General features: G+C 60.4%; 22 protein-coding genes. 4 read left to right on the top strand and 18 right to left on the bottom strand.

All coding sequences use genetic code 11. The features are described from left to right. Positions 1–16 precede the first annotated feature (16 nt). The 13 genes from nuoF to ACXHRN_RS28235 form a co-directional block, all read right to left on the bottom strand. Entirely contained in the window at positions 17–1,282 is a 1,266-nt protein-coding gene (gene nuoF, locus ACXHRN_RS28295; protein ID WP_488642159.1) for an NADH-quinone oxidoreductase subunit NuoF, read from the bottom strand. Positions 1,283–1,286: 4 nt separating this feature from the next. Continuing rightward, positions 1,287–1,799: an NADH-quinone oxidoreductase subunit NuoE gene (gene nuoE / locus ACXHRN_RS28290; RefSeq protein WP_488642158.1), complete on the bottom strand. Its 513-nt coding sequence runs from the start codon at positions 1,797–1,799 to the stop codon at positions 1,287–1,289. 16 nt (positions 1,800–1,815) lie between these two features. Further along, positions 1,816–3,030 carry an NADH dehydrogenase (quinone) subunit D gene (nuoD, locus tag ACXHRN_RS28285; RefSeq protein ID WP_488642157.1) on the bottom strand — a complete coding sequence of 405 codons (1,215 nt, stop codon included), beginning with the start codon at positions 3,028–3,030 and terminating at the stop codon, positions 1,816–1,818. 1 nt (position 3,031) lies between these two features. Further along, positions 3,032–3,592, bottom strand: coding sequence for an NADH-quinone oxidoreductase subunit C (locus tag ACXHRN_RS28280; protein WP_488642156.1), 561 nt, complete (start codon positions 3,590–3,592; stop codon positions 3,032–3,034). Continuing rightward, a complete protein-coding gene (locus tag ACXHRN_RS28275; protein ID WP_488642155.1) occupies positions 3,589–4,092 on the bottom strand; it encodes a NuoB/complex I 20 kDa subunit family protein in 504 nt (167 codons plus the stop codon). Before ACXHRN_RS28275 ends, ACXHRN_RS28280 begins: the two co-directional genes overlap by 4 nt. Beyond that, complete coding sequence (locus ACXHRN_RS28270; RefSeq protein WP_488642154.1) at positions 4,080–4,445, bottom strand: NADH-quinone oxidoreductase subunit A; 366 nt, start codon at positions 4,443–4,445, stop codon at positions 4,080–4,082. The genes ACXHRN_RS28275 and ACXHRN_RS28270 overlap by 13 nt, the downstream gene beginning before the upstream one ends. 154 nt (positions 4,446–4,599) lie before the next feature. After that, positions 4,600–6,039: an NADH-quinone oxidoreductase subunit N gene (locus ACXHRN_RS28265; RefSeq protein ID WP_488642153.1), complete on the bottom strand. Its 1,440-nt coding sequence runs from the start codon at positions 6,037–6,039 to the stop codon at positions 4,600–4,602. Then, on the bottom strand, positions 6,036–7,511 hold the full coding sequence (locus ACXHRN_RS28260; protein ID WP_488642152.1) for an NADH-quinone oxidoreductase subunit M: 1,476 nt from the start codon (positions 7,509–7,511) through the stop codon (positions 6,036–6,038). The genes ACXHRN_RS28265 and ACXHRN_RS28260 overlap by 4 nt, the downstream gene beginning before the upstream one ends. Before the next feature lie 8 nt (positions 7,512–7,519). Beyond that, the gene (locus ACXHRN_RS28255; protein WP_488642151.1) at positions 7,520–9,280 is read right to left on the bottom strand and encodes a Na(+)/H(+) antiporter subunit D; all 1,761 of its coding nucleotides are present in this window, start codon (positions 9,278–9,280) and stop codon (positions 7,520–7,522) included. Further along, the gene (locus ACXHRN_RS28250; RefSeq protein WP_488642150.1) at positions 9,273–9,527 is read right to left on the bottom strand and encodes a hypothetical protein; all 255 of its coding nucleotides are present in this window, start codon (positions 9,525–9,527) and stop codon (positions 9,273–9,275) included. The genes ACXHRN_RS28255 and ACXHRN_RS28250 overlap by 8 nt, the downstream gene beginning before the upstream one ends. Next, positions 9,524–10,987 carry a monovalent cation/H+ antiporter subunit D family protein gene (locus ACXHRN_RS28245; protein WP_488642149.1) on the bottom strand — a complete coding sequence of 488 codons (1,464 nt, stop codon included), beginning with the start codon at positions 10,985–10,987 and terminating at the stop codon, positions 9,524–9,526. Before ACXHRN_RS28245 ends, ACXHRN_RS28250 begins: the two co-directional genes overlap by 4 nt. 5 nt (positions 10,988–10,992) lie before the next feature. After that, positions 10,993–11,295: an NADH-quinone oxidoreductase subunit NuoK gene (gene nuoK / locus ACXHRN_RS28240; RefSeq protein WP_201663850.1), complete on the bottom strand. Its 303-nt coding sequence runs from the start codon at positions 11,293–11,295 to the stop codon at positions 10,993–10,995. Beyond that, positions 11,295–11,795 carry an NADH-quinone oxidoreductase subunit J gene (locus ACXHRN_RS28235; RefSeq protein WP_488642148.1) on the bottom strand — a complete coding sequence of 167 codons (501 nt, stop codon included), beginning with the start codon at positions 11,793–11,795 and terminating at the stop codon, positions 11,295–11,297. The genes nuoK and ACXHRN_RS28235 overlap by 1 nt, the downstream gene beginning before the upstream one ends. Positions 11,796–12,621: 826 nt before the next feature. On the opposite strand from ACXHRN_RS28235, the gene ACXHRN_RS28230 reads away from it, so the two are divergent. Further along, entirely contained in the window at positions 12,622–14,058 is a 1,437-nt protein-coding gene (locus tag ACXHRN_RS28230; RefSeq protein ID WP_488642147.1) for a DUF5939 domain-containing protein, read from the top strand. Between the two features lie 188 nt (positions 14,059–14,246). Beyond that, positions 14,247–14,945: an LssY C-terminal domain-containing protein gene (locus ACXHRN_RS28225; RefSeq protein ID WP_488642146.1), complete on the top strand. Its 699-nt coding sequence runs from the start codon at positions 14,247–14,249 to the stop codon at positions 14,943–14,945. Between the two features lie 989 nt (positions 14,946–15,934). Here the strand turns inward: ACXHRN_RS28225 and ACXHRN_RS28220 are convergent. The 3 genes from ACXHRN_RS28220 to ACXHRN_RS28210 form a co-directional block, all read right to left on the bottom strand. Further along, on the bottom strand, positions 15,935–17,044 hold the full coding sequence (locus ACXHRN_RS28220) for a sulfite oxidase (RefSeq protein WP_488642145.1): 1,110 nt from the start codon (positions 17,042–17,044) through the stop codon (positions 15,935–15,937). A 174-nt stretch (positions 17,045–17,218) separates the two neighbouring features. Continuing rightward, positions 17,219–17,926 (bottom strand): DUF938 domain-containing protein, encoded by a 708-nt coding sequence (locus tag ACXHRN_RS28215; protein ID WP_488642144.1) that lies wholly within the window; start codon positions 17,924–17,926, stop codon positions 17,219–17,221. A 343-nt stretch (positions 17,927–18,269) separates the two neighbouring features. After that, positions 18,270–18,884 carry a pyridoxamine 5'-phosphate oxidase family protein gene (locus tag ACXHRN_RS28210; RefSeq protein WP_488642143.1) on the bottom strand — a complete coding sequence of 205 codons (615 nt, stop codon included), beginning with the start codon at positions 18,882–18,884 and terminating at the stop codon, positions 18,270–18,272. Positions 18,885–18,983: 99 nt separating this feature from the next. Here ACXHRN_RS28210 and ACXHRN_RS28205 point away from each other — a divergent pair, with 99 nt between their 5' ends. Then, entirely contained in the window at positions 18,984–19,922 is a 939-nt protein-coding gene (locus tag ACXHRN_RS28205) for a LysR substrate-binding domain-containing protein (RefSeq protein WP_488642142.1), read from the top strand. 355 nt (positions 19,923–20,277) lie between these two features. Here the strand turns inward: ACXHRN_RS28205 and ACXHRN_RS28200 are convergent, their stop codons facing one another. Next, entirely contained in the window at positions 20,278–20,877 is a 600-nt protein-coding gene (locus ACXHRN_RS28200) for an NADPH-dependent F420 reductase (protein ID WP_488642141.1), read from the bottom strand. 76 nt (positions 20,878–20,953) lie between these two features. After that, positions 20,954–21,688: an SDR family NAD(P)-dependent oxidoreductase gene (locus ACXHRN_RS28195; protein WP_488642140.1), complete on the bottom strand. Its 735-nt coding sequence runs from the start codon at positions 21,686–21,688 to the stop codon at positions 20,954–20,956. 218 nt (positions 21,689–21,906) lie between these two features. Between ACXHRN_RS28195 and ACXHRN_RS28190 the strand changes: the two genes are divergently transcribed. Continuing rightward, positions 21,907–22,800, top strand: a complete 894-nt coding sequence (locus ACXHRN_RS28190; RefSeq protein WP_488642139.1) for a LysR family transcriptional regulator — start codon at positions 21,907–21,909, stop codon at positions 22,798–22,800. Positions 22,801–23,442: the final 642 nt, after the last annotated feature.

Genomic DNA, 23,442 nt, shown 5'->3' with positions numbered 1-23,442 from the left:
ATCCCAGCGCACTCCTTCAGTGAAACGGGCACCTCCGGTCCTCGATATGGGCGACGAACTCGTCACGGAAATGCGCGAGTGCGGCTCGCAATCCCATCGCTGCGCCGTCACCCAAGGCACAAAACGTATTGCCGAAAATGCCTTTGCAGAGCATCTCCAGCTGCTCCAGATCGCCGGGGGCGCCGTCCCCGGCCTCAATCCGGCGCAGTACCTTCACGACCCAGTTCAATCCTTCCCTGCAAGGCGTGCACTTGCCGCAGGACTCATGGTGGAAGAACTCGATGATCCGGGTGGCGACCCTGACCATACAGGTCGAGTCATCGATCACGACAACGCCAGCCGAACCGAGCATCGAGCCGGCGGCAGCCAGCGAGTCGAAATCCATCCCCACTTCCAACCCGTGCTCGGGGATGACCGGGGCTGAGACCCCGCCCGGAATCACCGCCTTGATTCTGCGTCCCGGTAGCGGGCCGCCGGCGTGGTTCTCGACTAGTTCGCGCAGCGGTAGGCCCATCGGCAACTCGTAGAGGCCGGGTTTGCGCACTTGCCCGCTGAGGCAGTAGAGCTTCGGGCCGGGGCTCTTATCCGGGCCGATGCCCCGAAACCAGTCCGGCCCCCGCATGACGATATGCGGCACGCAAGCGAGCGTCTCGACATTGTTGATCACTGTAGGGCTGGCGTAGAGCCCGGCCACGGCTGGAAACGGCGGCTTCAATCGCGGCTGCGCCCGCTTGCCCTCGAGCGACTCCAGCATGGCAGTCTCCTCGCCGCAGATATAGGCTCCGGCTCCGCAGTGGAGGTGGACGGCGAAATCGAAATCCGAGCCCAGAATGCTCGTTCCCAGATAACCCTTTGCGTGAGCCTCGGAGATCGCCTGCTCCAGGCGACGGATCGCCGTGACATATTCTCCGCGGATGTAGACATACGCGGTTTTAGCCCCAATCGCGTAGGCGCTTACCGCCAGCCCCTCGATGAGCTGGTGCGGGTCGCGCTCCATGAGGATCCGGTCCTTGAAGGTGCCCGGCTCGCCCTCGTCGGCGTTGCAGCAGAGATATGTCGGTTTATCGGCCCGCTTCGGCACGAAACTCCATTTCATGCCCGTAGGGAATCCGGCGCCGCCGCGACCGCGCAGGTTGGAATGCTTGACGAGTTCGACGAGCGCGTCAGGCGTGTATTCACGGAGCGCCTTGGCCAGAGCCCGGTAGCCTCCGCCGGCCTCGTAGGTGGAAATGAGATGGCCGTCGGGGTTATCGACATTCCTGAGGAGGATCTGTTCGAACATGGCGCTATTCTCCCGGCGACCCTGCGGGGGCGAGTTCGACGCCAGTCGTTTGCCCGGCTTTCGTCCGCAACCTGTCCAGAAGCGCGTCGATCCGTGCGACGTCAAGGTCGCCGTGGTAATCGTCGCTGACTTGCATCACCGGAGCCATCTCACAGGCGCCGAGGCACTCGACGGTGGAAAGCGTGAACAGCCCGTCCGGAGTGGTGTCTCCCTTCTTTATGCCCAGCACCGTTTCCAGGTATTTCAGCAGGTCCTCGGATCCGCACAGCATGCAGGAAACATTGTCACAGAGTTGCAGATGGAACATGCCCACCGGCTCGGTATGGAAGAGTGTGTAAAAGGTCGCCAGCTCATAGACCCAGATTCGCTCGACTCCGAGAATGCCGGCGACCTCTTCCAGCACCGGACCAGGCAGATGGCCATGCTCTCTCTGCGCGATCAGAAGTGCTGGCATGATCGCCGAGCGCTGGTCGGGATACCGCGCCGCAGCCTCTTCGATCTTTTCGCGCATGGTCATCGCTTCCAAATCCCTGTTACTTGTCCACCTCCGCCATCACCGGGTCGAGGCTGCCGAGCACGGCGATCATGTCAGCCAGATAGCGGGCGTTTGTGACCCCGAAGAGTGCCTGAAGGTTGACGAACGAGGGCGCCCGTACCTTCATGCGGAACGGTTTTGGCGACCCGTCGCTGATGATGTAGAAGCCCAGCTCGCCCTTTGGCGCCTCGATCGCCGAATAGACCTCGCCCTTCGGCACCTTGAAGCCATAGGCCGACAGGTCGAAATGCTGGATCAACGCCTCCATCGAGCAGTGCACCCGATCCTTGTCCACCGGGAAGGCGATTGTCGGCATGTCGATCTGGAACGGGCCCTCGGGCATCTGATCGAGGCATTGCTCGATGATCCGGACGCTCTCGCGCATCTCATCGACGCGGCATCGCCAGCGTGCGTAGCAATCGCCCTCTGTGCGGGTAATGACGTTGAAATCAAGCCGGCCATAGATCTCGTAGGGCTCGTCACGGCGGATGTCCCAATCGACGCCCGAGGCGCGCAGGTTCGGGCCGCTCAGGCCGAGATCGATACCGCCCTCTGCGGAGATCACGCCGATCCCCTGCGTGCGCTTCAGGAACACCCGGTTGTTGTCGACTAGCCGTTCATAGTCGCGGATCCGGTTCGGGAAGATGTCACAAAACTCCCGGATCTTGGGGAAGAACCCGTCGGGCAGATCCTCGCGCACACCGCCGACCCGGCAGAAGGACGTGTGCATCCTTGCCCCGCTGATCATCTCCAACAGGTCCATGATCATTTCGCGCTCGCGCATGACGTAGAGCAACGCGGTCATGGCGCCCAGGTCTAGCGGCAGCGCGCCGGTGATCAGGAGATGACCGGAGATCCGTGCCAGTTCGGCCATCAGCACCCGGATATATTGCGCACGGATCGGCGCTTCGATACCCAGGAGTTTTTCCACGGCCAGCGCGAAGGCCAGGTTGTTCGAGGGCGGACAGAGATAATCGAGCCGGTCCGTCAGCGGGAAAATCTGTGTATAGGTGAAGCTCTCCGCCAGTTTTTCGGTGCCGCGGTGGAGGTAGCCGATATGCGGATCCAGGCGCTCGACGTACTCGCCATCCAGTTCCAGGACGAGCCGAAGAACCCCATGCGTGCTGGGGTGCTGTGGGCCGAGGTTGAGAAGCACCTCCTTGGTATTGAGCGCTTCGCCTTCCGGCCTGCTCAGTTCCGTGACTTCGGTCATCTCAATTTTCCGGCGTAGAGCGGCCTCCTGGGATGTCTCGGGTGGCAAGATCGGGCTGTGTTGGCGGCGGACCTTCAGCACCAAAGGGGTTCAACTCGTCCTTGTAGCCCCGCAGCGGAAAATCCTTGCGCTGGGGAAAGCCCTCGAAGCCTTCCCACATGTAGATCCGGCGCAGATCGGGATGCCCCTCGAACCGGATGCCGTACATGTCCCAGGCCTCGCGCTCATGCCAGTTGGCGGTGCGCCACACCATCGTGACCGAGGGAACTTGCGGGGGATCGCCAAGCCGGCACTTGATACGGACTCGCCATTTGTTCGGCAGCGAATAGAGGTGGTACACTGCCTCGTAGCGCGGCGTTTCGGGGTAATGATCAACGCCGCAGATGTCCGAGAGGAAATTGAATTGCAGCGCCGGGTGTTCTTTCAGAAACCGGCAGAACTCAACGATCTTCTCAGGTGGAACAGCAAAGACGTCAATGCCGTGCGCTGCGCCGAGGTCCTCGATTGCTCCCCCGAAACGCTCCATGATCAGAGCGCGATTGAGAGACGGCTCCACACTCATGACACTGCAACCCGATCCAGAGGCGTCCCGGCCAGCGCGCGGGACCTCTTGATCTTCTCTTGAAGCAGGAGGAAGCCGTGCATCAGCGCCTCGGGTCTTGGCGGGCAGCCGGGCACGTGCACGTCCACCGGCACGAATGTTTCCGCCCCCTGAACCACGGCATAGGTATTGTAGACCCCGCCCGAGATGGCGCAGGTGCCCATGGCGATAACCCAGCGAGGCTCCGGCATCTGGTCGTAGAGCCGGCGCACCACAGGCGCGAACTTCCGCGTTATTGTGCCGGCAATGATCATCACGTCGGACTGGCGGGGCGATGGCCGGAACACCACGCCGAACCGGTCGAGATCATAGCGTGCACAACCGGCCGAGATCATCTCGATGGCGCAGCAGGCAATGCCGAAGGTCTCAGGCCACAGCGCCGACTTTCGGCTCCAATTGATGACAGTTTCGGCCGTGGTGAACAGCACGCTGTCGCGGATCGCGTTGTTTACTCCTCCCATTCCAGCGCTCCCTTCAGCCAGGCGTAGGCAAAGCCCACGAGAAGCAGCAATATGAAGACGAACATCTCGACATAGCCGACCACCCCGATGTCTTTCAGGACGACGGCCCAGGGAAAGAGGAACATCGTCTCGACATCGAAGACGACCAGCAGGATCGCGAGGATAAAGAACGGCACTCTGAAGCGCCCCCCGGCGGCCTCGCCCGCCGCGTCCATGCCGCATTCATACGGCATGTTCTTCGCGGGATAGGGATTGGATGGGCGCAGGAGCGAGGAGACAAAAAGCGTCGCTCCCGCCACCAGAACAACTCCGGCGACCATGAAAAGAACCGGCAAAAATTCCATTGCAGTCATAACGCATTGCACCGGTCACCCACCGGGGCCTTCCTCAGGCCGCGACCGACCCCGTTCGGGACCGGTAATGCGGTCGCCCCGGGAAGCGGCTTGGGCGATCCTTTCTTGAACTGCCAGTTTATTCCGTTGGGCAGGTCATTGCAAATCCAATCGATCAGCCGCCAAACACCGAATGCTGAGCAAGCCTCAGAAACGACGCCGGAAATAGGCCGATGCCGATGGTGCCGGCGGCGGTGAAGGCCAGCGTGGCGCGCACCAAGGGCGTCAGCGCCGGGTCGAACGTGCTCTCCGGCTCGCGCATGTAGATCACCATGACGATGCGGATGTAAAAGTAGGCGGCGACAACGCTCAGCAGCACTGCGATCACCGCCAACATGACGAAACCTCGCTCGACGAGGGCGACCAGCACATAGAACTTGGCGAAGAACCCGGCCGTCGGCGGAATGCCGGCCAGCGAGAACAGATAAAGCAGCATCAAAAGCGCCAGCCCGGGATGCGACTTGGCGAAACCCCCGTAGTCTTCGATAACCTCGCCCGAGAAATCGCCGTTCCGCATCATGATGACGATGCCGAAAATGCCGAGATTCATCAAAGAGTAGATCAGCAGGTAGAGCATCACGCTGGCGATCCCGTCCGCACCGCCGGCCACCACGCCGAAAAGGGCGAACCCGGCATGGGCGATGCTGGAATAGGCCAAGAGGCGCTTGAAATTATCCTGCACCAGCGCGACGAAACTGCCGAGCGCCATGGTCACCACCGCGATCGCCGCGACGATGATCCAAACGTCCGAGGCTGCGACCAGAGGGTTGAGGAACACCCTGAGGATCACCGCGAACCCCGCCGCCTTGGGGCCTACCGACATGAAGGCGGTGATCGTCGTCGGCGCTCCCTCATAGACGTCCGGCACCCACATATGGAACGGGACTGCGCCGACCTTGAAGACCAGCCCCGCGACGATGAAGACCACCGCCAGCAGCAATCCGGGATCGAGCGGATCGCCGGTCACCGCCGCAGCCATCCCGTCCAGCTGCGTCGTGCCGGTGAGCCCGTAGACCAGCGAAACACCGTAAAGGAAAATCCCGGTCGAGACCGATCCAAGGATCACATATTTCAGCGCCGCTTCGTTCGACCGTCGCTCACGCCGCAGGAAGCCGGTCAGCACATAGGTGCAGAGCACCATCAGTTCGAGGCCCACATAGATCGACAGGAGATCGGTCGCCGAGGCCATGATCATCATTCCCGAAAGCGCGAAGAGCAGCAAAACATAGTATTCGCTGCTCCCGATCCCTTCGATATCGGCATATTTCCGCGAAAGGAGGAATGTCAGAACGGTGGCTAGGTAGAACACGTACTTGAAGAAGATCGCGAAGCGGTCGGCGATGAACATGCCCGCATAGGCCGGCCGCACCTCGCTCGCCAGCGTGAGTGTCGCCGAGGCGGCAATCAGCACGACCGCGACGGAAGCCCAGACAAGGAAATGTTCCTGCCCCTTTCGCACAAACTGTCCCAGGATCAGCAGGATGCAGGCCCCAGTCACCACCACGATTTCGGGCAGGCTCGCCAGGATCGACTGGAAAAGCGCGGTGGCGGTCATGGGCCGCCCCCTTGACCGTGCACGCGCACCAGCAGATGCTTCACCGAGGCGTCGATGATGTTGAGAAACGGCTTCGGATAGAGCCCGACCCAGAGGACGAAGACGGCCAGCGGCAGGATCGCAGCCATCTCGCGGGCATTTACGTCACGTATCTTGAACCGGGCGCCGTCGCTGGCCGGACCAAGCGCGACTTTCCCATACATGCCAAGTAGATAGGCCGCGCCCAGCAATGCGCCCAAAACGGCGGTCGCGCCGACGGCCAGGTTGGCCGCAAACCCGCCCGACAGCACGAGCAACTCGCCCACGAACGAATTCGTTCCCGGCAGCGCCATCGATGACAGAATGAACAAGGCAAGAAACGCGGTATAGACCGGCGCCACCTTCATCAGCCCGCCGTAGTCGGCGATGCTGCGGGTGTGGGTCCGCTCGTAGATCAGGCCGACGAACAGAAATAGGGCACCCGTCGTCACGCCGTGATTGAACATTTGCAGGATGCCGCCCTCGAGCCCGCGGAGGTTCAGCGCGAAAATCCCCATTGTCACGAAGCCCATGTGGCTGATGCTCGAATAGGCAACCAGCTTCTTGAGGTCGTCCTGCGCCAGCGCGAGCAACCCGCCATAGACGATCGCAAGCCCCGAAAGCGCCAGCATCAGTGTCGAATAATATACCGATGCCGCCGGCAGCATCGGCAGCGAGAACCGCAGGAATCCGTAGGCACCCATCTTCAGGAGCACTCCGGCGAGGATGATGCTACCCGCAGTCGGTGCCTGCACATGGGCGTCCGGCAACCAGGTATGGACCGGCACCATCGGCACCTTAACCGCGAAGGCGATCAGGAAGGCGAAGAACAGCCAGGACTGGACCCGGAACGGCAAATCCTGCGCTGTGAGGGCGAGGATGTCGAAAGTCTCGCCGCCGTTGAAATAGAGCACGATGAGACCGATCAGGAACAGGACGCTGCCCGCCAGCGTATAGAGGAAGAACTTGAACGCCGCATAGACCCGGCCGTCGCCGCCCCAGACGCCGATGATCAGGTACATCGGGATCAGCATCGCCTCCCAGAAGACGTAGAACAAGAACAGGTCGAGCGCGCAGAACACCCCTAGCATCAGCGCCTGCATGACCAGAAGACTGATCATGAACGCCTTCACCTTGCGGTCGATCGCGACCCATGAGGCGAGCACGCAGACCGAGCCCAACAGCGCGGTCAGGAAAACGAAGAGCGCGCTGATTCCGTCGATGCCAAGCGCATAAGTGATCCCGAGCACGGGCACCCACGGGTGTGTCTCGGTGAACTGCATTGCGCGGGTCGTGGTGTCAAAGTTGACCAGCATAGTGATGCAGAGAGCAAGGTCGAGGACGGTGATACCCAGCGCAGTCCACCGCACCGCATCGTCGCTGCGGAGAAACAGCAGAACCGCTGCCCCTGCGACGGGCGTGAACACGATGAGACTAAGCAGCGGGAATCCCATCGCACCCCCTACCGCCACACCACGGCGAAGACGACGGTGGCTGCGATCACACCAGCGATCATCGCCAGCGCGTAATGGGTCACGACGCCGGTCTGGAGCCGCCGCAGCACCCCGCCGCCGCGCAGGATCGAGCGGGCGACGCAGTTCACGACGGCGTCCACGCCGGTGAGATCGATCCACAATCCCGCCCGTGCCGCCCCATGCAGCAAGGGCAGCACTGCGGTCTCGGACACGTCGCTCACCGCCTTTTCGTAGCGTGCCAACGGTTTTTCGGCGAACCACATGAAGAGCCGCGCGCCCTTGCGATAGAACCAGTCGGTGTCGAGGCTGATTGAGTTCTCGGGGTCGAGCGCCCTGAGGAAAACCACGAATCCCAGGGCGGTGAACATCAGCAGGCCGAGGCTCTCCGTGACATGGAGGCCCGTGTAGGGTTTAAAGTCGACCGGATAGGGCAGAAGCGCATAAAGCGGCTGGGGGAACACCCCGATTGCAATGCAGAGCACCGCCGCCATGCCCATTGCTACCAGCATGTTGCGCGGCGGCTCCCGCGCCTCCAGTTTCCGGTCCACGCCGAAAAACATGTAATACGGGAGCTTCAAGCCCGTGTGCAGGAACGTCCCGGACGATGCCATCGTCAGCGCCAGCACGACAAACGCCCGATGATCCTGTCCGGCAGCGGCAATCACCATCGATTTGGTGACGAAGCCCGAGAAGAATGGAAATGCCGAGATCGCGAAGGCGCCGACCATATAGAGCGCCACTGTCAGTGGCATTGTCTTGTAGAGCCCACCAAGCTCGGTGAGTTTGCGACGGCCGGTGACGTGGATCACCGCGCCTGCACCCATGAACAGGAGCGCCTTGTAGAGGATATGCGCGAAGGCATGGCCGGCAGCCCCGTTCACTGCCATCTCGGTGCCGATGCCGACGCCCGCCACCATGTAGCCCACCTGGCTGACGATGTGATAGGCCAACAGCCGCCGGCAGTCGTTCTCCAGCACCGCGTAGATGACACCGTAGAGCGCCATCGCGGTGCCGAGCCAGACCAGAAGCTCGGTCCCCGGAAACGCTCGCGCCAGCACATAGACGGCTGTCTTGGTGGTGAAGGCGCTCATGAACACCGCCCCGGTGACAGTCGCCTCCGGGTAGGCGTCTGTCAGCCAGGCGTTGAGCGGCGGCACCGCCGCGTTGAGCAGAAACCCGGCAAGAATCAGGTAGGCGCCGGCTCCCATCCCTCCCTCGATCGGGCCGAAGAGCAACGAGCCTGTCGAGAGCCCATAGAGAATGACGCCGCCAAGGAGGGCGACACCGCCGGTGATATGGATCATGAGGTACCGGAAACCGGCACTGATCGCCTGCCGACCACCCTGGGCGAAGACGAGATAGGCAGAGGCAAACGCCATGCCTTCCCAGAACAGGTAGAGCGTCAGGTAGTCGCCGGCGAACACCACGCCGAGCGCGCTGCCGACGTAGACGAACGCCGCGACATGCTGGCCGGGGCGAGGCAGGTGCAGCGCGTAGACCGTTCCGATCAGCGCCATGATGGTGAAAACGGTGGCGAAGGCGATGCTCAGCTTGTCGACCTTCGCGATTAGGATTTCCTGCCCGATGATCTGCGTCGCGCCGTAGCTGCCCGGTTGCATCGTGAGCACGGCGATGATCGCCAGCGCCGGGATCATCAGCAGGTAGGCCTTGCGGATCGACCCACGGAGGAACGGGATCGGCAAAGCGCCGAAAATGAAGAGCAGGGCCGGATGGATGAAGTCAGTCATAATAGTCCTCTCGCCGCATCAGCCCACCCCGATGGCCGAGGAACTTGGAAACGAAGATCAGCAGCACGCAAGACCCGAAGCCGTAGACGGCCGACCAGCCCGGCAGTCGGTCCCACAGGTATTCGGCGTGTTCGCGGAAGACCAGGAAGTCGGCGATGACGATGAGAACGAGCACCAGATAGAACAGCCGACGGCGTGGCCTCGCATATTCCTCGTCGCCAAAGAAGTCGACGACACGCTTGATCATCTGACCACTCCGTTCGCCAGGGTGAGAAAATAGTCGGGGAAAATACCCATCAGCACCGAGAGAATGGCGGTCGCGACCAGCGGGATTGTTACCATCGGAATTTCACGCACCGTCGCCGGGCTCTCCTGCTTCTCTACCGCGAAGAAGGCGGTATAGCTGACCGGCAGGAAATAGGCGGCGTTCAGGATCGAGCTCGCCAGGAGTACGGTGAGGAACGCGATCTGCCCCGCCTCCACCGACCCCAGCGCCAGATACCATTTGCTGACAAAGCCCGCCGTCGGCGGCACCCCGATCATGCTCAGAGAAGCGACGAAAAATGCCCCCATCGTCCAGGGCAGCCTCCGGCCGATGCCGGCCATGTCGCTGATGTTGCGCTTGCCGGATGCGCAAAAGATCGACCCGGCGCAGAAGAAGAGGGTGATCTTGGAGAAGGCGTGCGCCGCGATGTGGATGATCCCGCCGACCATCGCGACCGGTGAGAGCAGAACCGCGCCCAGCACGATATAGGAGAGCTGGCTGACCGTCGAATAGGCAAGCCGCGCCTTCAGGTCGTCCCGCGTCAGGGCGTAGATCGACGCCATCAGGATCGTGAACGAGACCAGATAGGCCGTGGCGATGCCGAGGCCCAGCCCGCCCACCAGCCCCGTGCCGAAAACATGGAACACCACCCGCAGCAAGCAGAACACGCCCATTTTGACCACGGCAACAGCATGCAGGAGCGCACTGACAGGTGTCGGCGCCACCATGGCAGCCGGCAGCCAGGCGTGCATCGGCATCACCGCAGCCTTGGCAAAGCCGAAAAGATAGCAGAAATAGACTGCTGTCAGCAGCGCCGCCGAAGCATCGCTCCCCGCCAGCAGCCCTCCCGCCTTAAAGTCGAGCGACCCCGCAATGTGATAGGTCAGCGCTAGCGCAGCGAGCAGCACGCTTTTCGACGCGCCCATCAGATAGACGAGGTACTTGCGGCCACCCTTCCACCCTTCTTCGTCCTCGTGGTGGTAGACGAGCGGGTAGGTAACGAGGCTGAGCACCTCGTAGAAGATCACCAGCGTAAACAGATTGGCGGCGAAAGCCCCCCCGACAGCCGCCGCGAGGCTGGTGGCGAAACAGGCAAAGAATCGGGTCTGCGCGTGCTCGTTCAAGTGCCGCATGTAGCCGATGGAATAGATCGCCGCCACGATCCACAGCAGCGACGAAACGGTGGCGAACACCATGCCGAGCGCATCGGCGCGGAAAGCAAAGTCGATGCCCGGCAGAATCTCGAACAGGCGCAAATCAACCGTGCCGCCCGCCAGCACCGTGGGCGCCATCGAGGCGACAATCGCAAACAGGGCGATCGCCGCCAACGGGGAGACGACATCGCGGAGTTTCTCGCGCTTGTTCAGAAGGAGAACTGCAAGAGCCGCCAGCCCTGGGACGGCGACAGCAAGCAGCGGCCGGATCGATGCAACCGGGTCCAAAGCCGCTATCCTTTCATCATGGTCACGTCGTCGACCTTGAGGGTGGACTTGTTCCTCACGAGGGCGACCAGGATGCCCAATGCGACGGCAACCTCCGCCGCGGTGATTGCAATGACGAAGATCGCGAAGATCTGTCCGCGGAAATCGTCGTAGTAACGCCCGAAGGCGATGAAATTGATGTTGACCGAGTTGAGCAGCAGCTCCAGCGACATCAGCACGACCAGAATATTACGCCTGAGCAGCACGCCCGCCGCGCCGATCACGAACAGAACCACTCCGAGCAAAATGTACCACGAGAGCGGAACCATCACCGCTGCTCCTTCCGCGCCAGTACGATTGCGCCGACAAGAGCCACCAGCAGGATCACGGAGGCAGCTTCAAACGGCAGCAGATAGTCGGCAAAAAGTGTCTTGCTGAGCTGCCTGACTTGATCGCCGTCGCGCATCGCGATGGGCTCTGTGACCGAAAAACGGTCGCTCCAGAGCACCAGCACAAGCATCTCGACCCCAAGCAGGACAAGCAGCACCAGAGCGGGCAGGTTGCCGCCCGGCAAGAACCGCTGCAACGCCGCTTCGCGTACATCGATCATCATGATCACGAATAGGAACAGGACCATGATCGCGCCGACATAGACGAAGATCTGGATGACCGCGAGCAACGGCGCTTCGAGCAAGACGAAGACTGCCGAGATCTGCAGGAAACAGGCCATCAGCGCCAATGCGCTGTGAACCGGATTTCGCGCCAGGACTACCGTCAGGGCTGTGATCACAGCCGCCGTGGCGAACAGAAGAAAGAACCCCTGACCCATCGACGCTCTCCAGCGCGAACTGTCGTTCGGCGCGAGGATCTGAGTTAGCGCCGCACTTCAGATGCGTTTACATATTGTGCCCTAGTATCGGATTTTTAACAAGATTATTGTCATCGGCGGAACAAGTTCGGGTCGGTCCAGATGGGGTGAAGGCCGCTCGCGAAGCCGATTTTACTGTTCTATTTGTGGCTTGAGTCAGTCGGTACCGACGTTTTGTTACAGCGTAGTGGGAAATTACTTCCAAATATCACCGGCCGCTCCGCTCGAAGTTACAAGTCTCTGTGGCTTCAGGCCCTGGCTCGCCACCCGGTACCGTTTCTGCGAGTTTGATGTGGTGACAACCCGACCTTACCGGAAAACACTAATGGCTATGAGATCCCAGCTACACCACAAGCGGCGGCATGAATTCTTGGCTATAGGGATATCTCGATGATCAAACGGGTTCCTTTTGAGATTAGGGTCGCGGACCATTCCCAGCGCTTTGCGGAAGTGATCGATCTTCCACTTTTGGCCCCAAACGGACTTTGGAGATCGAATAATCGAACGGCGGCTATGCCCCTCCATTTCAGCCATTCGCGCAACCTCGGCGATTATCTAAAAACTGCCGGTCCGCTTGACCCGTCCCGATGTCGACAAATGGGTGGGTCGGCGGAAAGGCTCGTCGGCGCCAACTCCTGCACGTCCCGGGATCCTGAGCGCTTCCCACTACAATGAAGCCTTTCGCTATGGTAGACCTAGAAGGCTGCGAACTTGTAGAACCGCTGATGGTGGACGATCAACTGAACTCGTTCGGTTGACAATAGCGCAGTCCGGGGAGGAGGTCGCCATGGCATCGATCGACGAGAAGAACCTCGAAGAGAAGCTGACCGCGCTGGAATCGGCCCGGACCTGGAGTGCGCGGCTCGTATCCAAGCTCGAGAGCAACATCCGTTCGGCAAGCGACGCCGAGCTCTTCCGCATCAATCCGATCAAATTCGCCGCCGACAAGAGCCTCAACGAGGAGGAGACGATTGCTCTCTTCCTGCACGCCACCGCGCTAGGTCTCTTCGATATCACCTGGATTCTGATCTGTCCGGTCTGCTCCTGCGTCATCGATAGCTTCCGCACTCTCAAGAATCTCGGCAGTCACTGCCGCTGCACCCACTGCCATCTGGATTTCGTGGCGGCTCTCGACGACATGATCGCGATAACCTTCACCGTGAACCCGGCCATTCGCCGCATCGCCTATCACGATCCGCAGACGCTGACCGCGGAGGATTATCTATTCCGCTACAGCTCGACGAACGAGGGCTTGATCCCGGACGGAACGCCTTTCGTCCACCTGAGGGAGATGCTGAGCCGCGGATTAGCCTATATCGAGCCGGGCGAGACGACCGCGTTTGAGATAATCGCAGAGGCTGGCATATTACATGGCAGCAGCTCCGACAGCGACGCAGGTATCACATTCATTGTCGATCCCGCGCTTCCGGCTGCCGAACAGCGCATTGCAATCCGCCTTGACCTTGAGTCCAGCACGCCGGACGTGGGCACCATCGCGGCCGGCAGGGTGATTTTCGAGATGTCCAATGTCGCGGACAAACGCATCGAGTTCGGGATCCTTCAACTGCCGCCCGGCGTCGATAGGCCGCCGCCGCTCCACTTCGCGCCGTTCCTCTCGGGGAAGCGGTTGCTCACGACCCAGACGTTCCGCGACCTCTTCCGCTCCGAGGTGATCCGCAGCCACGAAGGGCTCGGCGTCAAGGACATCGCTCTCCTTTTCACCGACCTGAAGGGCTCGACTGCACTTTATGACCGGATCGGAGACCTGAATGCCTTTGCACTTGTACAGCAGCATTTTGACCGGCTGCAGGACGTGACGGTCCGCCACAACGGTGCGATCATCAAGACGATCGGCGATGCGGTGATGGCAGCGTTCCTGAGGCCTGCCGATGCCGTGCGGGCGGCGCTCGACATGCGCAGCGAAATCGCCTCGTTCAACAAGCGGCAGCCCGACAAGGCTCTGATCCTCAAGATCGGCGTTCACAAAGGCGCGGCAATTGCGGTCACGCTGAACGAGCGCCTCGACTATTTCGGCCAGACCGTGAACATTGCCTCGCGCGTCCAGGGCCTTGCCGACGCCGACGAGATTTTTGTCAGCCAGGACGTTTACGACGCCATCGGTGTTCGCGACGGACTGGCGGCTTTCTCGGTCGAGCCGAGAACTGCACATCTTCGAGGTGTGCGGCAGGAACTGCCGGTGTTTCGGGTGGGAGCGGCCATATAAGGCGGGCTGATGGTCATCGAGCCACCGGTCGCCGGTACTGCAGAACAGACATGTGCCGGGACCACGCGGGTTGCAGTTGCGCCACATGCGGTCTGAGGCAATTGCTGCCGAAGCTAGTTCTGGATGTCTCCGCGGCAAGTTCGGCGTATGATCTTGGTGGACAATCTTTTGAGGGTGGGCGAATTCCAATGCGCGCGAAAACCCGCATGGCGATAGGCGCCGTGATTGCCGTGTTGTTCGCATACTTGCTGCTCGCCTATTTCGTCATTCCCGAGATCTGGATTTTTCACGATGCGGAGCGCATTGATAAAGCTGGCCGCATGGTCACGACCACGGCGCAGGGTATTCCGGGCGATCCCATCAATGTCGGACTTGTTGGTTCCAAGGAAGAAGCAATCCGGGCGTTCGCGGCGGCAGGATGGGATCCCGCCGATAAAGTTACCTTGCGCACTTCAGTCGATATCGGATTGAGCGTGGTGCTTGATCGGCCTGATCTCGATGCGCCCGTCAGCCCACTGTTTTTCGAGGGCAGAAAACAGGATCTGGCCTTCGAAAAGGCTGTGGGCAAAAGCGCCGACGAACGCAACCACGTTCGTTTCTGGCTGACCAACCAATACGGCCCCAATAACCGCCCGCTCTGGCTCGGCTCGGCAAGTTTTGATCGGGGTGTCGGCTTCAGTCACGATACCGGTCAAGTCACGCATCATATCGGCCCGGATCTTGACGCAGAGCGAGACCTGATCATCAGCGATCTTCTCAAGGCCGGACAACTCTTCTCGAGCTATGAGATCGACGGCATCGGAGCTACCAAGGAAGGTCGCAACGGCGGCGGTGATCCCTATTTCACCGACGGAAGGGCTCTCGTCGGCGTGCTTCGAAACCAATAGCGGCCGGACACTCAAATATCCGCTTCGCGCCCCCATATCGGTCATGTAGGCCGAAGTTGCGCCTCCCTGAAAGCAGACGTCGGTGATGATACGCTCCGACGGCACCAATGCGCCGGCAGAAGCGGTCACCAGTTTGTTAGGTTAAACAACCTGTCCGGAGACACGGGGCAAGCCCACTCATGGCGTGCGATGGGAATATTATGTTCTCATCTGCGTCAACATGGCTGATGTTGTATGCAGCAGTTTTGAGGTAGTGCTCCCTCACGATAGATAGTGTCAAGTAATAGCCTGGAAATATCTGAAATGTGGGATTGGTTCCCTATAGTCTTCTTTCCGTTCAAGCTTCTCGTGTTAGGCACGGGCATGTTCTTCGCCATCAAGTGGCATCACGATCAAGCGAAGAAGAAATAACGAAACCAGCGGACCGTAGGCGCCCGCCGATTAGACAAGCGCCGCCCTGTAAAATCGGGGTGTTGATCGGTCCCCCGAAGGTGCTGGCCCGCGCCGAAGCCGACATCATCCAGAAGCACAATGAGTACGTTCGGCGTGCCTTGGGTGGCGTGGCGGGGCTGGGGGAAGTCTGGCATCGAGTCTTTCACGGACTTTTCGATTTTTCCCTGAAAAGTTGGCAGAGGTCGCGGCAAAGCCGTCCCGTCATCTGGACTTTGGGCCTTTACCGACTGCATCGGGGTAAACGCAGTTACGACAAATATTGATGCAGTGAGAACGTGGCGCGCCGGGTAAGATGGGAGTGGAGCAACAGCTAGGGTTCGGCAACGACCGATCTGCAATGCGCCCGCATCTCGGCCATTGAAGGCGCCGCCTAGGTTCCCCCAATATTAGACATGCTGGCGTATTAACGGCAAGGCGGGTTTGCGCCCCCATAGTGGTCATCTAGCCACCCGTCGCTGTTGCTGCAAAGCGGACATGACGCAGTGACAATGCGGGTCACAGTTGCGCCAAGCCGCCATTCCGCCCCATGCCGGTGATTAGATCACGAATTCTTCCTCGTACGTCTGTGGCTCGGGAACGACCGTAACCTCCACCGGAACGATCCAATTGGCCGCGTAGCTCTCGCAGTCGGAACGCGGGAGGTCGGGCTGCACGCACCCCGCGTCATCGATCGCGCGACATCGCAGTTCATATCGCCCCACTTCTTCAGGGGTCCAAATGTACTCCCACAAGCGCCATGCAAAGGGACGTTCTGTTTCGAGGAGCCTTCCCTCGCGCCAGCCCCTGCCATCTCCGGTGCAGACGTGCACCTGCCGGATAACAGCCTCTCCGCTCCAGGCGGCTCCAAAAATCCGGTACGGCTGGCCGACGATGAGTGGCTCCCCCTGTACGGGACGCGCGATCTGCGCTTTGACCTCCATCTCCGCAAGGGGGACCAGCCTAGGTTCCCCGAGGCTGCGCTCCCAACGGAAATAGTCGCGCGCCTGCCAGTAGCCAAGGAACGGTTGCTCCACAACCGTGATATGCGTGATCCACTTGACCCAAGCCATGCCGAACCAGCCACCCACGACCGCGCGTAGCGGGTAGCCGTGATCGCGCGTCAACGGCTCCTCGTTCATCGAATAGGCAAGGATCGTGCTGTCAGCGATGGCCTTCTCAAGCGGTAAACTGCGCGCAAAAGCGATGGGGCCGGGAGAAGCCGTTTTCTTGTTCGTGTCGACGACGCCGCTGTCGGCGCCTGCGAGCAGAACCTCACGTGCGGTTCGCTTAACGCCCGCCATTTCCAAAATCTCGCGCAGAAGAACACCTGTCCACGCGGCATTGCCGACGGCTCCGTTCTGCCACTGCAACCCCTCCTTCGGCGGCACATAGTAGACGCGCCCGTTCCCTGCACACTCGACGACGGCGGTTAAAGTCGTGCTCCGCATCGCCTTGATGCTGTCGAGGTCAAGTTCGATCGGCCGCTCCACCGCCCCGCCAACGCGCAATCTCCAGTCTCGCGCGTCGAGGTCCGGCGACGGGAAATGGTTTCGCACGAAGAACAGCTCGGTTGGGATCAGCCAATCGGAGAGCGATGCAAACGGAAACTCGATGTTCTGTGGGGATTTCTGTCGAACTATTAGACTGGGTTGCTGTGGTGTCGGCATCGTCCTCGTCTCCCCTTCCAAGAGCACAACGTCGGCTCTCGGTTGCGCGAATTCCGGTACGATCACACCGCCCCTCGCAGTGCGTCTGTCGCATTCTGCCTTCGGGCCGCATTCTAGCACCTACCGCACGTTCCTCGGATCGACCTCGAACGGCAGCAAAGGGCCCGAATGCTGCTATAGGCCCACGTCTCTTTCGCGCCCGCTTGTCGTGCAGGCACTACCGCTGGAGAAGACCAGCAACATATTGTTGGTAGGCATCTCGATCGTCTCGCGGAGATTAAGTCCAGCGGCCTCACCCACTTGTTCAAGATCAGCGATATCACGCACACCCCAGGATGGGTTGCGCTCCTTTAGAGTCGCATCGAAAGCAGCGTTCGAGGGGGCGTTGTGTGCCCCGTCGCGCATGAATGGGCCGTAGAGAAGAAGAAGCCCACCAGCGTGAAGCAAACGGCCAGCTCCTGCGAACAATCCTAAGCTTGCCGCCCATGGCGCGATATGGATCATATTGATCGACACGATGGCGTCAAAATGCCCCGTTTGTTCAACGCCCCATTGTCCTGAGCACACATCAATATCCCGCGGTGCCAGCACATTCTTCAGCCCTGCGAATTTGATCCAGCTAGACGTGCTGGTGCGGGCGTCGGCATCCGGATCGCTCGGCTGCCAGGTGATGTTGGGCATTGCTCCCGCAAAACACACGGCGTGCTCGCCGGTCCCGCATCCAATCTCCAGCACGGCGCCACGTGTTGGAAGGACACGTTTTAGGACCGCGAGGATCGGCGCCGAATTTCGCGCAACGGAAGGTGAGAACATGCGCTGGTCGACGCTTATGTCGCGCTGTTCCAGCGCAACAGGCGAACGGTCCTTCTTCTCTGGAGGCATTGGCCTTGAATCCCCTTTGGGCGATGTCTCCCACCTTATAGCTGAAATGATGGGACTGAAACCAAGGATTTCGGACTTACGAAGGGGGTCGTCGGCGCGTGCGTTCGGCCGAGGGCGACCGAGCGTCCACTTCGCGTCAGATCACGCGCCCGCCAGGCTCAAGATCTGCTTTCGAAAATCGGAGCCCGGAAGCCGACCGACGGCTTTCGGCCCCAAACCGGTCATTTCCATCCAAGCCAAGTCGAGATCCGCTACTGCAAGGCTGTGACCCCCAAGAGTGATGACTTCCGCCGCCGTTGTCGCCTCCCCCCCAAGTGCGATTTTGAAATTACCACAGCGGAAATCAGCTTGTCTGTGCCCTCAACTCGGCATTCTCCGCTTCAAGTTCAGCAAGGCGTTTGCGCAGCGGATCAATCGCCGCGACAACCTCCGCCTCGGTGAAGCGCGGCGTGATATGCTGTTGGCAGTTCCAGTCGAAACTTGCGAGCCTCAACCGGAAAATGCGCTCAAGCTTGCCCTTGTAAGCACTGTCGGTGACACGTTCGGTCAGGGCAGGGTCCTCGTCGGTTCTCAGTTTCTCCACCTGCGCATAGATCTTCAAACGGCTGCGGCTGGGATAATCCATCAGAATCAAGCAGGTGCGGTCGTTGGCCGCGAAGTTGCCGGTGCTAATATACTGCCGATTGCCTCGATAGTCTGCGAAAGCGAGGGTCCGGTGGTCGAGCACCTTGAGAAAGCCGCGCGGCCCGCCTCGATGCTGCACATAGGGCCAGCCCGTCTCCGAGACAGAGGCCATGTAGAAACTGTCGCGCCCCTCAATGAATGCCTTCTCGGCATCCGTGAATCGGTCGAACTCCCTATGCCCACTGAAGTCGGACCATATATCGTCGGCGCCCATCTCGGCCTGGGCAGCCCTGACGCTTGGCGTGATGGCGATGTCTAAAAATCCGTATGCCATTTCACCCTCCGTGTTGGCTCATCGCGAATATGGGACTTGTTCCTCTTTGACATAATCCGGTAATTATGGGGATGATCTCTCCGAAAAATGGGAAGATGAATGGATAGACTCGAAGCCATGTCGATCTTGAGCGCCGTCGTGGAGAGCGGAAGTTTCTCTGCGGCTGCGCGGCAGCTTCGTGTTCCAGTAACAACAATTGCGCGGAAGATATCGAATCTGGAGGCGCTCCTGGGCGCCGAGCTTCTGATCCGCACCACCCGCAAACTCACCTTGACCGATGCTGGGGCGAGCTACCTCGCGGCGGCGCGGCGGATACTTGATCAGGTCGACGAGATCGAGCGCGAGGTCGCCGGAGAGTTCACCATTCCCAAGGGTGAGCTCGTCATCACCGCACCCGTTCAGTTCGGCCAGCTCCATGTGCTGCCGATCGTGATCGATTTCCTGGCTGCGTTTCCGGAGATCATGATCAGGCTGCTGTTGCTCGATCGAAACATGCATCTGGCAGAAGACCAGGTGGATATGGCTGTGCGCATCGGCAAGCTGCCCGATAGTGCGATGATTTCGACAACAGTGGGCGCGATGCGCGCCGTCGTCTGCGCCAGCCCGACATTGCTGGGCCTGCACGGCACGCCGCAGACCCCCCAAGACCTGGAGACAATTCCTTGCGTCACCTTCGATGGTCCCGGGCCCATGGCGGGGTGGCGCTTCATCGATCCGAAAACGAGAAAGCCCATATTTGTGCCGATTGAGGCGCGCCTCTCGGTGACAACGGCGGAAGCCGCCGTTCGGGCATCGCTGCAAGACGTGGGCGCGACGCGACTCTTGCACTATCAGGTTGCGGACGCGGTGAAGGCCAATGGCCTGCGAATTGTCCTCGAGCGGTTCGAGACTGAACCGGTGCCGGTGAGCCTCGTGCATGCCGCACGCAGCCAAATGCCGATCAAGATGCGGCGCTTTCTGGATTTCGCGGTGCCCCGATTGAGGCGAAGGTTGCTTGAAATTGCGGACCCAAACGCTGCATCCGAGTCCAAGAGATAACTCGCTTGCGGCACGATAGGCGGTATGAGAATTGATGCGTCTCGTGAGATCCATGTACGCGAAACGAGCGACTGCCGTTCAACGCTGGCGACGGCTCGCGTGATGTCGCAGGGCAAACGCAGCGGTTCGATTCCCGTCAAGACCTAGTAGACTGTTACTTTTAGACGCAGCGAGAGCCGAGTAATTTGGAGCGAAGCTTGGAGGCAACCAAATTGCGATTCCAGCCAGCACCCCGACGATAAACATCACCGTGGAAATATCTCTCCGTTTTCCTTACGTCGGATTGTGTCCGACCTAGTCGGACACGTTGTGGTCCATGAGGCGGGATCGCATCGAAATTTGCGATCTCGATTGGTCAGTCGAACTTGATCAAGTCCTTGAAGATCAGTTGAGCCCAGCTCTTTCCGCGCGCCTGCACAAGCAGTCCACCTTCCGAAAGCCCGCCAAGTTTGATCGGCGCGAAACCGAGATTTTCCGCAAGCGCACCAATCTCCGCTGCGGCAGCGTCATCGTCGCTCGCCAGGAACACGACTCTCCTGCCACCATGTACGGCCGGATCTTGGTCAAGGACGGCAGCGACCAAATGGTTGAAGCCCTTGACCAGTCTTGCGCCCGTGAAGGCCTGCGCGATGAACTTGGAAGAAGGCTGTCCTCCCAATTCCTCAGGGGGCACGCCGTAGGCATTGGTCACATCGACGACGGTCTTCCCCTGCCAGGTGGGAAGCGCCTTTGCGACATCCGGGTGCGTCTCGAAACGGACAGCCAAAAACACGATGTCCGCCTTGACGGCTTCCGCCAGTGTTTTGGGAATGATCGTGGGCCCGATCGCGGCCGCATCGGATGCAAAGCTTTCCGGGTCGCGGGCGGTTGCAACGGATACTTCGATGCCTCTACGGGCAAACGCCTTGGCCAGCGCCTTGCCGATATTGCCGAAGCCGATAATTGCGTAGTTCATATACATTCTCCTTGGGTTTATCACGCCCTTCGGCGCTCCGAGCGATCGAATGGAGCGCCCGGCCGGGCGTAGTGGGTCAGAGTTGTGCTAGACCGCCATCGACGGCGACTTCGCTGGCGGTCATGAAGCTGCTGTCCGACGAGGCAAGAAAGGCGGCCACCGCTCCGATCTCCGCCGGATCGGCCATGCGCTGAAGCGGAGTCATCGAGGCGAAAACCATCTGGCCCTCCTCGCCCAGCGCTTCCTTCGCGAGTTCGGTCGCCGTCGCCCCGGGCGACAGCACGTTTACCCGGATGCCGGTGCCCTTCAGGTCCTCCGCCCAGGTCCGCGCGAGGTTACGCACTGCCGCCTTGCTCGCGCTGTAGGCGCTGAATGCCGGCGCGCCCGTGGTGCCGGCGCTCGATCCGGTCAGGATGACCGAACCGCCCGGACCCATCAGCGGCAGAGCCTTCTGGACCGTGAAGATCGTACCCTTCACATTGGTGTCGAAGGTTTCGTCAATGTGCTCGGCGGTAATCTTGCCGAGCGCAAGCGGGCTTCCTGCCCCGGCATTGGCGAAGACGATGTCGAGGGTTCCGCGCTCGGCCTTCACCTCCGCGTAAAGACGGTCGAGGTCGACCTCATCGGAGACCGAGCCCTTCACCGCGCGGGCATTGGGCCCGAGGTCGGCCACAGCGGCGTTAAGCGCTTCCTGCCTGCGGCCGAAGATGAAGACGAAGGCGCCCTCTTCGATGAAGCGCTTTGCAGCGGCCAGGCCGATACCGGTAGCGCCGCCAGTGATCACCGCGGTCTTGCCATTCAGTTTAGTCATTTGTGCATCCTTTGTTGGAGTTGGGCGGAAGCTGGAGAAATGCTTGGGGGCAGCGCACGGACCCGCCTTGTTTACGCCATGCAGGTAGGATGCTGAGTGCGGCACCAGCAGTGTGGAAAGATGCACAAGCGTGGTGCAAAATAACACCGTCTGCATTATAGGATCTGTGCTACTGCACCGCCTCATGGCATCAGCATTGCGATTTTGCCAGGAACACAATGACGATCGATTGGGATGATGTTCGATATTTTCTCGCGGTGGCACGACACGGTTCTGTCCGCGCTGCCGCCCATCACCTCGAGGTAAATCACACGACGGTACTAAGGCGCATCGCGCAGCTTGAGGCCCTGCTCCATGCGCAGTTGTTCGAAAAACTGCCGGCGGGCTATCGCCTCACGGAAGCTGGCGAACAGGTGCAGGAGCTCGCAGAACAGATGGAGGTTTCGTCTCACATGTTGGTAAGCCGCGTGTCCGGCCGTGATCAAGCCGTGCGTGGTCCCCTTCGAGTCACAATGGCGCCCACCCTGGCGACACATCTCTTGATGCCTGACTTTGCTGCGTTTACACGACGGCACCCCGAAATCGAAATGGAGATCCACTCCACTTTAGAAAATGTTAACCTGACAAATCGCGAAGCCGATGTTGCCTTGAGAGTCGTTTTTAACCGCAACTCTCTGCCGCAGAACCTTCACGGCGTAAAAGGCCCAGACCTTTCCGTAGGTGTCTATATGTCTAGCGACCTCCTCGCGGCTTGGAAGGCCGGCAATTCGGGCCACATCAGGTGGATATCGAAAAACATAGAGGGCGTGCCCGAGTGGGCCCATGGCGATGCCGTCGAAATTACCGGAGCCCCGTTCCGCGTTCAAGAAGATGCAGCGCATCTCGAGGCGATGCGCCTGGGCTTAGGGATATCGGCGCTTCCCAGCTTCGTTGGAGATGCTGAGCCGCTGCTCGTCAGAGTTCCCGGGACACGTCTCGGCCCCCATGGAACGCTCTGGGTGTTGACACAGGGCGAGACGCGAAAGACCAAGCGTGTCCGCCTGTTCACGGAGTTCATATCAGAGAGACTGCGTGCGCATGCGGGGGTTCTTGCAGGTGACAAGTCTCGGTAAGATCTACCGTCCAGATTCCATAATCAGCGACGAATCTCGACCACTTTGCACAAAGTCTGAAGTCAAAGAGTAATTCGGCGCCGAAACTGCTTCGTATCGATCTGTGTCGATGGTTCAGAGCCTCGATTTTGCGGCCATCTCGGAGGCCCGCGCCAGTGCTTGCGTATCCGACCGACCGGCCGGCCCGCCTACAGGAGCGAGGGGACGTCTGTTGAAACGGCGACACACCTCCTTCCAGTCGCCGTTCGGTTCTTTTGGAGAAGCCTGCCGCACCTCCTCCCGCGGCAGGCTTTTTCGTGTTCGGAGCCTTGCCTTGCAACAGGTTGAGATCGAGTTGCGGCTGCCCCTCGGTCGCGCCGGTCTGATCGTCGCTCAGCGACGATAGCGTCACACCCGACAGGCGCAGGGCCGTTCGAACGGATAGACGGTTGCCAGAAGTCCTGATGCCGCGTCGAAAACCTCGGCCATATTCGCGCACGGCGCTGTGCTGGTCCGACTGCGGGTCGCCTGGGTGACGACGATCCGTTCCGAAGGGTGATAGGTGAAAAGCGGATCATCGACGAGTTCGCCAGAGACGGGTATGCTGAACGCCCGGATAGTCTTCCACAGCGCGATGATGCAAGGCGCATCAGTTTGGCTCCG

This window comes from Shinella sp. OV683 (genome assembly GCF_057787725.1).
Note: the sequence above shows the minus strand (reverse complement) of the source record. Positions and strands in the feature narration are given on the sequence as shown.